10 protein-coding genes are annotated in these 14751 nt (G+C 44.5%); all 10 read right to left on the reverse strand.

The genetic code is table 11. The features are described 5' to 3' along the window. On the reverse strand, nt 1–575 hold a 575-nt coding region (locus tag ACRBG0_RS09570; RefSeq protein WP_431486674.1), incomplete at its 3' end, for a hypothetical protein. Next, a complete protein-coding gene (locus ACRBG0_RS09575; RefSeq protein WP_431486675.1) occupies nt 575–3658 on the reverse strand; it encodes a NosD domain-containing protein in 3084 nt (1027 codons plus the stop codon). The genes ACRBG0_RS09575 and ACRBG0_RS09570, both read right to left, overlap by 1 nt. A 190-nt stretch (nt 3659–3848) precedes the next feature. Beyond that, on the reverse strand, nt 3849–4982 hold the full coding sequence (locus tag ACRBG0_RS09580) for a 1-acyl-sn-glycerol-3-phosphate acyltransferase (protein WP_431486676.1): 1134 nt from the start codon (nt 4980–4982) through the stop codon (nt 3849–3851). 45 nt (nt 4983–5027) lie between these two features. After that, nucleotides 5028–5726 carry a hypothetical protein gene (locus ACRBG0_RS09585; RefSeq protein ID WP_431486677.1) on the reverse strand — a complete coding sequence of 233 codons (699 nt, stop codon included), beginning with the start codon at nt 5724–5726 and terminating at the stop codon, nt 5028–5030. A gap of 13 nt (nt 5727–5739) precedes the next feature. Continuing rightward, nucleotides 5740–7017 carry an adenylosuccinate synthase gene (locus ACRBG0_RS09590; protein ID WP_431486678.1) on the reverse strand — a complete coding sequence of 426 codons (1278 nt, stop codon included), beginning with the start codon at nt 7015–7017 and terminating at the stop codon, nt 5740–5742. 66 nt (nt 7018–7083) lie between these two features. Next, entirely contained in the window at nt 7084–7431 is a 348-nt protein-coding gene (locus ACRBG0_RS09595; protein WP_431486679.1) for an STAS domain-containing protein, read from the reverse strand. A 9-nt stretch (nt 7432–7440) separates the two neighbouring features. Then, nucleotides 7441–7947: a Fur family transcriptional regulator gene (locus ACRBG0_RS09600; protein ID WP_431486680.1), complete on the reverse strand. Its 507-nt coding sequence runs from the start codon at nt 7945–7947 to the stop codon at nt 7441–7443. 77 nt (nt 7948–8024) lie between these two features. Further along, complete coding sequence (locus ACRBG0_RS09605) at nt 8025–10253, reverse strand: RelA/SpoT family protein (RefSeq protein ID WP_431486681.1); 2229 nt, start codon at nt 10251–10253, stop codon at nt 8025–8027. Nucleotides 10254–10384: 131 nt separating this feature from the next. Continuing rightward, the gene (locus ACRBG0_RS09610; RefSeq protein ID WP_431486682.1) at nt 10385–11668 is read right to left on the reverse strand and encodes an amidohydrolase family protein; all 1284 of its coding nucleotides are present in this window, start codon (nt 11666–11668) and stop codon (nt 10385–10387) included. Nucleotides 11669–11725: 57 nt separating this feature from the next. Then, nucleotides 11726–14698, reverse strand: a complete 2973-nt coding sequence (locus tag ACRBG0_RS09615; protein WP_431486683.1) for an amidohydrolase family protein — start codon at nt 14696–14698, stop codon at nt 11726–11728. Nucleotides 14699–14751 lie beyond the last annotated feature (53 nt).

Here is a 14751-nt window from a genome sequence, read left to right on the forward strand (position 1 = left end):
ACTTCCGTGTTCTGCAAGAAAAACACGCCATCCTCAGATTGTATGATCGTATGAATAAAAAGTCGTTCCGAAACTACTGTTCCTATCTCCTCTGAGTAGTTGACGTCCTTTTGCACTAAATAAAAAGTCGTATCATTCTGTAAACTAGGAAGTAACAATCGGGCATTTCGAGTGGGGTGTTCTTTAGGGCAATATAGAGGGCTTGCCCAATCGTCCATCAAAAAATCTTCCCCGGTTAATGAGTTGTGCTCTGCATCCCAAACTTTACAACCATTGGTAAATAATATAATTTCTCCAGTTGTACCGTCACAGATAAAACTCCCTTGAGCACCCAAATCGTAACCGGCATCCGACCAATAATTGATGGATACTACCCCCTCGTTGAAGTCTAACTTTGAGAATCCAAACATAGGGTTACTCCAATAATCATCGTACCCAAATAACCATTGGTGATTGTATTTTTGGGCAGAGGTAATAGCTGCAAAACTCAAAAGAAAAATTACCCCCCCGATACGTATGGGTAGAAATAGGGGATTGTTTTTTTCTAATAAAAAAATAGATGTTTTTTTATTCACTATTGGATAATTAGCTTCAAATGAACAATCTCATCTTCTCTAAGTAAGGACACAAAATAAGTACCTGGCAACCACCAATCTTGGTTGATTCCCACCTCAAACACCTCATTATCTAAAGATCGGCTTAGCATCTTTCTCCCGTTTACATCTACAACAAGTAGCGTTTCAAAATTATGGTTATTAGGTAAACGTACTATACTCTCACTATTCGTTGGATTAGGAAAAATGTTTGCCTGTAAAACAAGATGAGTAGGGGCTCCTATTGAAATATCTTTCTCTTCTTCCTTTGGCAGGCATTCGTCTTTATAATCAAAATTGGCTACGCCTAGGTATTGCGTTAAAATAGCTCGCGCTAAATACACCCCATCTCCTCCCTTTGCTGCACATAAATTAGCATATAACTCTAAATCACTCACCTCTTGAGATGACAATGTATATGAGTTGTCTGCTAATTGCTTCAAGGCAATCGCGTTAACTTCTTTTTTAACTTCATAAGGGAGCAAACCTTCTGGATCAACATTTCCATTGTATAATTCCAAAGCAGGAATAGCATTTTGTAGAATCAACGCTTGCTCGGAAAATAAATCATCTGCCTGGGCATGAGTAGACACTAAATCAGATAAAAATCCTTGTCGTTCCTGATAATTTTCAAGATTAAACATTACTTCGCCAGCCTCTGAAACATCTAAAACAGGCTCACTGCTACTCAACATCGTTTCGAGCGTCCTCAAATCAACTGCATTATCAATCAATTCCAATTCTTCTGTCGTTGACAATTGTATGATATCCCTAAAACTGTTCTCAGCGTTTAGCACATCCAATGCACGAGACGGAATTTGACCAGGGTCTCCTATTTCAGTCAGCCATTCATTGAATATCCCCGCATAATTACTCATAGGATTGGTGATCTCGCTATTGATCAATCCAGCAAGCGAAATTTGCTCCTCTTCTAAAGATAACCGATGACGAGCACCCTGCAACTCTACTACGGAGGCTACATCACTCCCATAGAATTCATTCAAAAAAGGAACAGATAAAAATTCCGTTACGCTAGCTTTCATTAATTTTTCATTGTCAGGACTAGGCGCTATAACACCTTCTGGACAATCGTAGTCTTCATTGTTACCTGTCCCCTCAAACCAATAATCCGCATTGGAAACGAAATAAGGAAACAGAGTCCCTCCTTGCACGTTGTTTTGATTGACTTTATACAAGCTAAAATCAACCTCAAAATCACTTCCGAAATGTTCTGCTACGGGTGAATTTGGGCTGCTATTTGCAAAAATATTCCCCTTATACTCCTGCACACTTGATATAGCCATCGTGTTATCATCATTACCGTAGTTTAAATTCTGTTGCCCTGAGTAACTAAAATCGTTCCCTTTAATATCGGCTCCAGAACAGTTGTTGAGTACTTCCATACCAACATCTCCATCTACAATATTGCAGCTAATGGTATTCATCGAGCTCCCGTTCATTATTATTCCTTCCTTACCAGCAAAGAGATTGTTGTTTTCTATTGTACTATTACTACCTCCCGATAAAACAATTGATGGCCCATCATCAGCAATCATGGAACTGTTATCGGCAATAACTACCTTTTCTGTTCCCATCAAAACAGTATTACCGAAAGCAGGAGCATTAAGCCCCGCAAATAATACTGGATTGTCCCGAATAACCCAGCGATGGTTTCCTCCAAAATTTCCAAAAATGGCAAAATTATAGGCATCTGCCCCCATGTCGTTCCCACTTACAAACATGGTACCTGGTCGGTGAACGGCAAAGATATTGTAGGCACTTCGAATAAAGTTGTCAACGATAATACCCCTGGAATTAATTCGGTTATCAAGTAACCGTACGGCTGTATTACAGTCTTCAATATCATTGTCTATCAAACTGAAGGATGAATAAAATCTCAAGTCGATTCCCGTAAACCCACCAAGCAAATCAGAATTATATAATGAGAATGCTTCAAGATTTTCTCCTCCAGAAATACCAGTTTCATTATCTTCAAAGAGTAAATGTCTCGCAAAAAAAGTATTCAGATTTGTCAGTCTTAGTCCTGTTTCATTCTTTTTAAAATTTATGTACTCAAGGAATGGAGCTTCTACATTTTCCAACTCCATACCGTAGTCACAATTAAATATGGTAGGTCTTGCTGGTATATTTGGAGGAGTAAAAATATTAATAGTTCTAGGGATAGAACCAATAGAAGAAATCCCTCGTTGATGATTACTTAGACTACTATACACTAGTCTCAAAGAAGCATCATCACGCATATTTACTCCAATTTTAGCACCATCTATACTTGATCGATCTAAACGGACAATACTACCTCCATCATTAATTATCACTCCTTCCCAACGGCCTTCTCCTGGACAACCTTGAAGATTACTCCGTAAAAATTCAAGTTCTATTGACTGTCCCTCCTGTGTTTCAATGCTCGCATCAGGTAAAAAGGTAATATTATTAAGACCTCCGCCATTAGCACCTTGTCCAAAAAAGTAATCTACATCTACTATTAGTTTCCCGGCAACTAAAATTCGTTGTCCATTAAATGCTGCATCAGCAACTGGCAAGAGATCTCCTCCCGGTAAAATTAAATCAGACAAAAGTGTTGTTTCATCTGGTTCTCCAACTTCAACCAAATCATCTACTAAAAAACTACTTACCTCAATGACTTCCGTCAAATCATCCGGAGATAATATCCTCACATTGAACATCGTCTCCGGAATTAGCAATTCGCCTTCAAAGCAGGTTATCTGATCACTCGTAACCGTCAATATTTCAGTCACATAGCGTAAGACAGTAACGGTAGCGTTACTATTATGAACGACAAACTCGCCCAACGTAGTAGGCATAAAGCTACCTGTAGGATATTCTATTTCTACAACTGCGCCATCACAAGCAAAAGGGTTACCTATCAAATCAAAATTGGTGACAAAACAAATTTCTCCTTTGGATTCACTACAATTGAATCCAGTAGCGTCTAATAGATAACCAAAACTGCTGCGCTGAGCGGAAAGGTATCCAACAAAGAATAGTTGAAAAAACACCAGATAATAAGAACTGTTTTTACTCATGAGAAAGCGCTTTTGTTCGCAGTCCTTTAAGCGCTACAATAAACAACAACCAAAATAAAATTTAGGCTGGCACCTGTTTGAGCTATCAGGTGAATTTTCAGATTAGGAGCGCTTTAAAAACCACAATCGTGTTAAATCGAAAACTAAATATATGCATTAAAACTATACAACCCAAGCAATTAATAAAATCTCACCCCTCCCTATTCCAAACCGGATTGGCATAAATCCCCAGTAGGTACTTACGGCCATCTTCAATTTGATCGGGAGGAAGCAGAGCAAGCTGTTTTTCGAAGAAAACATTGATCTCCCGCAACTCTGCTGGCGTGTAGTAAGACTGGTACTTCTTGCTTCCTTGCAGCAGATCACAAGCGATGTAATTGATGGGGTGCAAGCGGTAGTTGGTATGAATAGATTTATCGAGAAGAACTACCAGTTCTTCAAGCTGTTTCTTGGCGTTATCCAGCGCTCGAAGGGGTTGTAGACGTGAGTTTATTGGCTTACCAAAATGGAAATGAACGTGTCCTTTTTGGCCTTTGATTCCAAGTAGAATGTGTTGAATATCTTCGGTGAAAGATTTTTTAAATTCAGGATTTTTCAGCTTTCGCAGATGACTGAGTGTTTTCACCAATCCTGTGGGGTCGTATTCGTAGGAGATGGATACAGGTACGATATTCAGTTCGCTAAAATGGTCAATCATATCTCCCTGGTTACTGAGGCTGAGCATTTTTAGCATCCCGATTTGGGTACGATCATTGCCATCTTTGGAGCGGCCTTCCCGCTGGGCGATCCAAATGGAATCCTTTCCGGTATGAACCATCTCGTGAATATAGGTAGACATCCTCACCGAGTGTTGGTACAGCTCCCGTGGACTACCTGAGCGCACTACTGCAAAACTTTTATTGATACGAAAAATCAATTCGGCCAGACGGTGGGTCATCAAATTATCTCCTATGGCAATCTGGGTGGTCGTAAAACCTGCTTCAAAGAGTGCTTTATTAAGATATGCCGAATCCAGGCCAATGTCCCTGTGGTTGGAGATGAATAGGTACTTCTGGGATGGATCAAGTTGTTCGAGGCCGCTATTCGTCAGTTCGGTAATACTCAATTCGCGTACAAAACGCAAAAACACCAACATCATTTTCTCCTGAAAATCAAGGGTGCTTTTCACCTCATCTTTAGCCCTAAGCAGCTCCTCATAAAGCTCTGCAGGCATAAAAGTCTTCATACTCGCTAACAGACTTGCGCTTCCAAAAAGTTCTTGGACAGCAGCCTCTACTTCATGATCTTCCAACACACTTAGGCGAATAGATGGGTTTTGCTCCATTGTGGTTTTTACTTGTTTATCCGCTAAAGGTAGCGATATTGAAATTTAGTACAACTTCCTTAACGCAGCCAAGTGACAAAACAATACCACCGGCACCACGTAAGTAGGCAACCAACTAAAGGGGAAATACAATACAGCGATATTAGGCTGATCAAAAGCAAGCTGTTGTAATGGAAAGGGGGCCGCCAGTAGCGCATGAATTACGATACTCAACAAGAGTGCCAGACTGACCACATTCCAACCGATCAGCAAGTTTCGCCGAAAGGCGGGCCGCCAACCGATATAGACAATCAATGGTGCGGTGAGCCCTGCAAGAATATCGAAATTTCGACCTGTAAAGGTCATCAACTCGGGAATCGTGCCTGCCAGAAACAATCCGTACAATACCAGCTCTACGGGTATCCTGATCACATGAAGCATCGTCAGCGACGGCAGCGGAAGGCTGTCTATGAACCGCTTGCCGCTGGGCCGTAAAAACAAGGTCACAATAAGCATCAGCGGCGGAATCAATCCCAAAATCGCAATGCATGGAGGAAGCGCATTCAAGTGTTCATAATAGGTACCCTGAAAAGACAAAAACGCTTGTAGCCCCAGCCAAAGGAAACTCCCTCCTAAAAAAAGGCGGCTCCATTTTGGCTGGTGCTCAGCGTTTTTGCTCACTTTTAAAACCCACCAAAACAAGGCTGTGGTTGTAAAAGTAATTAACACAAAGAATACTGTCAGATAGATAGGAACTTGCAGCATTCTTCTGTTATTTTTATCCTTGTATTTTCTCTAACAACTGTCTTCTGCCTGGCCCGGTCGACACCATCGTTACCGGTACCTTTAGTCGTTCTTCCAGTTCTGTGATAAAGCCTTGAGCGGCCTCGGGCAGCATCCCATAAGTCGCTACACGCTCCAAATCACCTTCCCAGCCGGGGAACGATTCATAGACCGGCTTGCAGGTATCATCACAAAGATCAAACGGCAGTTGATCCGTCTCTTTATCATTTATTGCGTAAGCTGTAGCTGCTTTAATTTCTGGCAACTTGTTCAGTACGTCAATTTTTGTAACCACTAGCTGGGTCACTCCATTGAGCATAATGGTATACCTCAGTTGAGGCAAATCAACCCAACCACAGCGCCGTGGCCGGCCGGTTGTAGCGCCAAATTCAGCACCTTCCTTACGCAGAAACTCGCCCATATCATCAAACAACTCGGTAGGGAATGGTCCGGAACCGACACGCGTACAATAGGCCTTGGTGATACCGATTACTTCACCAATTTTCTGAGGACTTACGCCCAAACCAGTACAAACACCTGCGGTAATTGTATTTGAAGAGGTAACAAAAGGATAAGTACCGTAATCAATATCCAGCATAGAGCCTTGAGCACCTTCCGCCAGGATACGCTTCCCTGAGTTGAGCGCATTATTAATGTAATACTCGCCATCCACCAAGTGTAACTTCCGCAGACGTTCGATAGCTATGTGCCACTTTTCTTCTTCTGCCTCCAAATCAAACTCTACCTCTGGGTAAATCTTCAGCAGCTCCAGGTGCTTGGCCTTCAATACAGCGTAGCGATCCGCAAAATCAGCCGCTTCTAAATCTCCTACACGCAAACCATTCCGACCGGTTTTATCCATGTAGGTAGGCCCGATTCCTTTTAAGGTAGAACCAATCTTGGCTTTCCCTTTTGCAGCTTCGCTCGCTTTATCGAGGTAGCGATGGGTAGGCAGAATCAGGTGGGCTTTACGTGCCACCAATAGCCGATCGTGGTACTCAACACCTGCCTCCGTCAATTCATCAAGTTCGCGACCCAACGTAATCGGGTCAATGACGACGCCATTACCGATAAGGTTGAGCTGAGCTTCTCGAAAGATTCCGGAAGGGACGGTATGAAGTACGTGCTTCTTCCCTTCAAAAACCAGCGTATGGCCGGCATTAGGGCCCCCTTGAAAGCGGGCTATGATATCGTAACGCGGCGCTAGGTAATCAACAATTTTGCCTTTCCCTTCATCGCCCCATTGGAGGCCGAGTAGTACATCTACCGTCATGCGGTGCATTCAATTTTGCGGGCGCAAACTAAGAAAAGCACTCCCTTTTGGGGCGTGCTACCTGGCTCATGCCTCATTCAGTAATCGAAGTGCTTCGTCTACTGAATCTGTTAAGTGAAATAAAGGCTGGAGTTTGGTTATCTCCAACAACTGAATTATTTTTTTGGAAACGTTGACGATCACAATGGAACCATTCTGATCTTGGCAACGCGACTGAAGGGTAATTAAAAAATTAAGGCCAACACTGTTGGTATAGGGCATCCCTTCTAAATCGACGACAAACCTATTGAAACCATCATCAATACAGCCTTGGGCGATGCTTAGAATTTCCCGGTTGGCAAATTCACTCAACAGGTTATGTACCCGTAGCACTTTAATGCGGCCTGACTGTCTGAGTTCATAGACTTGGTCCATGCCGCAAAATTAGCGAACTTCTTCCACTTTATTCGTAGTATTTTCCAGTTGGCGAGTCTTTTCACAAGCCCCTTGGCACTCACCGTATAAGTTGAGAGAGTGATGGGTTATCTTAAACTGCAATAGATCGCCCATCATGGTTTTAATTTGCTGAATACGTGGGTCACAAAATTCGAGCACTTTCCCACAGTCCACACAAATAAGGTGATCATGTTGTTTGAAGCCGTAAGACTTCTCATACTGCGCCAAATTTTTACCAAACTGGTGCTTGGTCACCAAATCACAATTCACCAACAACTCGAGGGTATTGTAGACGGTCGCCCGGCTTACTCGATAATTTTGTGTCTTCATGTGAATATAGAGCGCTTCCGCATCGAAATGATCAGTACGCTTATAAATCTCTTCCAGGATCGCGTAGCGTTCCGGCGTTTTACGCAAGCCATTTTTTTCCAGGTGAGAGGAAAAAATGTTCTTTACCGCTTCAATAATATCTCTTCTATCGTTCTCTTTCGTCATAATTCTTTTTATTAGACTTGTTCCGCGGGGATCATTTCGGGGACAAATCGCGCCTTATCTGCCCCAGCAGAACAAGTCTACTCTACTCTAGTAACAGTTGAGATGTTCGACAAGTTTTTCAAAGCCCGGGTTGCCTGATTCAATTGGTCGGTATTCGCAACAATAAGACTTAGCTCTGACTCGAAGAAGCCTTCTGTCCCCGCAATATTAAGGGAGCGGATGTTCAAACCCATTAGAGAAATTTGATGCGTCAGTCGCTCGATTACTCCAGGACCATCATCTATACCCGTAATTTTAAGCTTTGTCACAAAATTTGTTTGCGGCATATCGCTGGACCAATCTGCTTTCATGATCCGATAACCATAATTGACCATCAGGTTAGTTGCATTCGGACAATTGATACGGTGAATTTTCAAGCCTGCATTGGCTGTAAGATAAGCAAATATCTTATCCCCTTGCACCGGATTACAGCAGGTTGCCAAAGCGTAATCGTACTGATCTCCGGGCTCTCCGTTAATCATAAGCCGCGGATGGTTACCAGTATCTTTACGAGGCCGCTTAATTACGACAACTTCTTTCTTAGGCACTTCTACCGGAGGTAGCTCTACTAGCTTAAGCTTGCCATGATCCGGTTTGAACTTTTTAAATATCTCTGTAACCGTAATACTATTCATCGCGATAGCAAAGTAAAGATCTACATGGCTGTTGAGCTTGTAGTGCTTTACCAGCGTTTCCATTGCATCATCATAGGACTGTATGCGCAGATTTTTGAACTTTCGCTCCAGTGCTTCGCGGCCAAGCTCTCCTTTACGGCGGCGCTCTTCCTTCATGGCAGAGCGTATCTTGGCTTTGGCCTTCCCGGTAGTCACCAGCTTGAGCCAGCTTTCTGAAGGTTTTTGATTATTACTGGTGACCACCTCTATCCGGTCACCATTTTTCAACATCCGCCCCATCGGGACAATCTGATTGTCGATTTTTATGGCCGTACAATGATAACCTACATCCGAGTGGATACTAAAAGCAAAGTCTAATGCAGTTGCGCCTTTCGGCAAAACCCGTGGATCTCCTTTAGGTGTGTAAACGTAAACTTCCTCATTAAAGAGGCTATTCGACTTGAAGCTATCCAGAAACTCTACAGGGGTATCGTCAGGGTCTTCTAATATTTCTCGTACACTATCCAACCAGCGTTCGAATACATCATCCGAATTATTTACGCCCTTGTACTTCCAGTGTGCAGCAAACCCTCTTTCTGCGATTTCATCCATTCGCTCAGAACGTATTTGTACTTCTACAAAACGCCCCGCAGGTCCAACTACCGTAGTATGCAACGACTCATAACCATTGGCTTTGGGCGTTGTGATCCAGTCTTTCAGGCGTTCCGTAATGGGTTTGTGTACATCGGTAACGATACTGTAAGTCTGCCAGCAGTATAATTTTTCTTTCTTCGGTGGCACATCCAGAATGATCCTGACCGCAAATAGATCATAGATTTCTTCAAAAGCGACATCCTTGTTTTTCAGCTTATTCCAAATAGAATAAATTGATTTCGCGCGTCCAAAAATCCGGTATTTGATACCTATTTCATCCAGCTGTTCTTTGAGCGGCGCGATGAAGGACTCAATGTAGGCTTCCCGGCTACTTTTAGTTTCCTGTAGCTTTTGGGCAATAGAAAAATAGTCTTCCGCATCCGTGATCTTCATACACAGATCGAGAAATTCCGTACGGAAGGCATACAAACCCAAGCGATGAGCTAGGGGTGCATAGATATAACTGGTTTCTGCAGCAATTTTAAGCTGCTTGTGCGGAGGCATGGCACCCAAGGTTCGCATATTGTGCAGGCGATCGGCCATTTTTATCAGCACGATGCGCACATCCTCGACCAGTGTACTTAATACTTTTTTAAAATTCTCGGCTTGCGGGCTATCAGAGTTATAGGCACCATCTAGCTTGGTAAGCCCGTCTACCATTTTGGTAATCTGCGGACCGAACTGGTCCTGCAAATCCGTCAACGTGATGTCTGTATCTTCTACTACATCATGAAGTAAAGCCGCTACAATAGCAGTAGGACCCAGCCCTATTTCTTCTGCACAAATCCGTGCTACTGCGATAGGATGGAGAATATAAGGCTCTCCCGACTTTCGGCGTTGAGCAGCATGTGCTTCTACCGCCAATTCATACGCTCCCCGGATGTTTTTCTGGTCCGTCTCATCCATATCAGACTTAATGGAACGCAGCAAGTGCCGGTACGCATTCTGAATCAGCTTCTTTTCTTCCTCTTCCTCTGTTGTTGTTATTTCTTCTATCATCCGTATCCCGCTAATAGAGCCTATTCATTGCTCTTTTGAATTCACTGTTTAAAAACGTAATAGGTTTGGCTCAAGAGAACCAAACCTATTATAACAAATATAAGACTTGAAAAGATTAAAAGCGAGTTTTTCTACTTTTGTCGCTGGTACTTCGTCTGAAAACGGCGATACAGTTGATCCTGCTTATTATCCAGGTCTACCTTTCGGCCATCGATAAACGCATGTTCTACGACACTGGTGCGCATATCCAACACATCACCAGAGGTAATAATCAAGGATGCATCCTTACCTACTTCTAATGACCCAATCCGATCTGCAACACCCAGAATACTAGCGGCATCTAAGGTAAGCGCCTGAATAGCCTTCTCATAAGGCAAACCATAAGCTACGGCTGTTCCTGCCTGAAAAGGGAGGTTGCGCTGTTGCCAGAATCCCTCGTTGCTCAAGCAAAACTGCACGCCTGCTTCATGTAGTGCGGCAGGGGTTTTAAAAGGCTGATCTACATCACTATCCAGGGTGCCGGGTAAAGCGTGGGTAGGCCCCAGGATAACAGGCACTTTGTACTCCCTCAACAACTCCGTTACCAGATAGCTTTCTTCACCACCAACGATCACCAGATCAAGGTCAAACTTCTTACCTAAAAGAATAGCCTGTTCAATATCCTTGGCCAGATTGGCGTGGACAAACAAACGCTGCTTTCCATTAAACAATCCACAAGCTGAAGCTAAACGAAGATTAGGTTCCCGGTCAGCACCAGCGCAATAAGCTTGTGCCTGACGAAGGAAATCTTCTACGCTTTGAACTTGTTCAGCGTAGCGCTCATTTTTGGTCCAGGTACCTTGCCGCCAGCTATAGCTTCGGCGACGAGGCCAATTTAGATGATGCCCATCATCTGCCAAAACAGCCGCGTCTTCCCAGTTCCAAGCATCCAATTGTACGATGCTTGATTGTCCGGAAAGGGCACCTCCCTCAGGAGTAACCTGGGCAAAAAGTACGCCACGAGCGCGCACTGTTGGTGTAACGTGCGAGTCTGTATTATACGCTACCAATGAACGAGCATTAGGGTTTAAGTAACCTGTCTCTGCGTTATCACGGGTGGCACTTACCGCTGCAATCTCTACAATACCAAGCTGGGTATTGGGAGCAATCAGGCCCGGGTAGATGTGTTTCCCCGTACCATCGACTACTTCATGGTCACTTAAATCTACTTTTGCAGAGGCACGGTCTACTCTCGTAATCTTACCTTGATCAAAAGTGACCAAGGCATTTTCAATGACTTCCCCGTTGCCTAAATGGGCAGTGCCGCCAACAATAGCGATGGGTTTGGCTTGTACTGCCCCCGGCACGGGAGGCTGAGCCATTAGCAAACTGCTCAATAGTGTGGCGAACAGTAAGAATATATGTTTTAATTGCATGATTCTTTATTTTTAAACAATGCTGGATTGACGTTGATGTCTTGATTAACGAGGGGACTATCGTCCCTCGTCGTCGTCCGTATCACAGTGATAATGGCGTTGTCCGCGGCCTTTAGCAGGCTGGGTTTTGGCACCACCTTCTTTTGCATCCAGCATTTTTTGGATCAAGGCATTGCGTTCGTCCTGTAGGGCTGCTCGACGGGTTACGTCTTCGTCCATATCATAGAACTTGATACCGTCAACGTAGGTGTGCTTCGCACGGGCATAAACGGATAGCGGATTATCTGTCCAAACTACAATATCAGCGTCTTTACCTACTTTCAGGCTACCCACTTTATCATCAATATGCAGCAGTTTTGCGGGGTTAAGCGTTACAAACTTCAGGGCTTCTTCTTCGGAAACGCCACCAAAAAGAACAGCTTTTGCTGCTTCTTGATTCAAGCGGCGAGCCATTTCTGCATCATCAGAATTGAATGCTACTGTTACGCCTTGCTCGTGCATGATAGCACCGTTGTAAGGAATCGCATCAACGACCTCAAACTTGTATGCCCACCAATCTGAGAAAGAAGAACCACCAGCACCATGCTCCGCCATCTTGTCGGCCACTTTGTAACCTTCCAAAATGTGAGTAAAGGTATTCACGCGGAAGCCAAAACGGTCTGCTACCTTCAAGAGCATATTGATCTCGCCTTGCTGGTAAGAGTGACAAGTAATAAAGCGCTCACCATTCAGAATTTCCAAGAGGGTTTCTAATTCCAGGTCGCGGCGTACTTTCTCACCTCGATCAATGGCTTCACCATACGCGCGAGCTTCTGTAAAGTAGTTTTCAAAAACCTGTTCTACCCCCATACGGGTTTGCGGATAACGGATGCCATAAGAATTGCTTCTGTTAGACTGCTTTACATTCTCGCCCAATGCAAATTTGATGAACCCTGGAGCGCCAGCAAATTTCATCTCTTCCGGCGTATATCCCCAGCGCAACTTAATCAATGCCGACTGACCACCAATAGGGTTTGCAGAGCCATGCAATAACTGAGAAGTCGTAACACCGCCAGACAACTGCCGGTAAATATCAATATCTGTAGCATCCACTACATCAGCGATGCTTACCTCCGCGGTACTTTCCTGTGAGCTTTCGTTCACGCCTCGGCTGATCGCAATATGGCTGTGCTCGTCGATAATACCGGGCGTAACGTGCATACCGGCACCATCAATCTCAACAGCTCCGCGTGGACCGCGAATACTGCCGCCAACTTGTGCAATCTTGCCGTTTTGCAGCATAATATCTGCTTTCTCCAAAATGCCACTTTCTTCGTTTGTCCAGAGGGTGGCATTACGAATAATTACCGTTTCCGCTTTGGGGCGACTGGTCCAGCCAAAAGCACCATAAGGAGCTGTTTGTTGGCTCACCATAGCTGTAGCAGCGGCTTCCTTTCCTTCTTTTTCTTCGGCAGCAGCTTTGCCACCAGTCTTTTCGGCTTCCCAGTTGATCCACGCTCCCGTTGGGTCTTGGCCACGGCCGCGCCACATATCTCCGTCTACCAATCCACTGAGGCGCATCAAACCTGCACCTTTGTCCTGAGGGAAAGACAAGGTAATCAGCCCAGCCTCCTCACTGTATTTTACATCGAGTTCGGTTTCTTCATCAATTTTTATTTTAGCTCCTTTTGCACCTACAGTCATGTTGTAAGCACGAGATCCCGCTTTCAGCGTGTAGTCGCCCGTAAGATCAAAAGCTGGCAGCGCATCAATTACGTGAGGCTTACCTTGCACCCAGTTGTGGTGAATCTTAGTTCCTTTCGCAAAAAGAGGTGCTGAAGTAATCAGGAAGTTTGCCCACTTGCCTGTAGCCAGCGTACCAGCTTCGTCGGCGATTCCCAATAACGTGGCAGGAGTTTCGGTAAGAGCACGTAACGCATCTGCTTCAGAAAGGCCACTTTCGATGGCTTTACGCAAAGCGCCGAAGAAATCGCTGCTCTTTTTATGACCGTCAGCGGTAATGGCAAACTTGATGCCTGCTTCGGCCATTTTCGCAGGATTGGTCGGTGCCATTTCCCAATGCCGAAGCTGGGTAAGACTCAACTGGTGCGCATCATAAGGGTCGGTAACATCGTAAGCATCCGGAAAAACCAAGGGTAGGATGAAGGTAGCACCAGACTCCTTCATTTCTGCTACACGCTGATACTCGTCGCCTGATCCTTTGATGATATACTTTTTGCCAAATTCTTTGGCAAGTACCTGTGCACGTAATACTTCCTGCCAATCCGAGACTGCAAAAATTTGTGGAAGAGCCTGCACATCATTCCAAGCTTCCAGCGACAGATTGGTGCCTTCTTCATCTGTATCTTGGTACCACGCTGCATCGATATACGTTTGCCGTAATAAGGCCATGACGCCCATCAGAGAATTGGGGTACGACTGGGTGGAAACTCCTTTACTGAAAGAAAGATAATGGGCTCCTTCTGACTTAATGATGACCTCGTTCGCCCGTTCTTCACCAAGGCTTACAACAACCGATGAGCCTCTACTAATCCCATCCTGCTGAAGCGACGACACCACTCCGAAGCCAAATTCGCGTAAATTCTTAGCAGCTTTACCATCTGGCGTGAAATACTCGTGCGCACGAAACTCTGGCTTGAGGGCTTCGTTCCAACCATAAGCCCCCTCTTTGTTAGAGAGCATTTGGGGTTGCTGGCGGGGGCGTTCTCCTACAGATTTAGCCTCGGGCAAGCCGTACTCCGCATACATGTCAATGAGTGAGGGGTAAATGTATTTACCCTCAGCATCCACCTCTACTGCGCCTTCGGGGACACTCCCATTTGGTGTAATACTAACAATACGCCCTTCCTTAATGACAAGGGTAGCATTTTTTATTTCTGATCCCGCTTGGGGAATTACCGTAGCACTTGTAAAAGCGTACCAGCCATCACGCTGATCTTTCACACCATTGTACGGGAAGGTAGCTTGTGCCAGCACGGTACCGCAGTACCATAGCAACAAGGCCACCAAAATTGTGGTTTGTTTTTTCATACTAGAACATTAGAATTAGACGTGGATCTTAATTAAGGGTGTGTTGAGGTCTG

This window comes from Lewinella sp., assembly GCF_050633125.1.
Classification (GTDB): domain Bacteria; phylum Bacteroidota; class Bacteroidia; order Chitinophagales; family Saprospiraceae; genus Lewinella.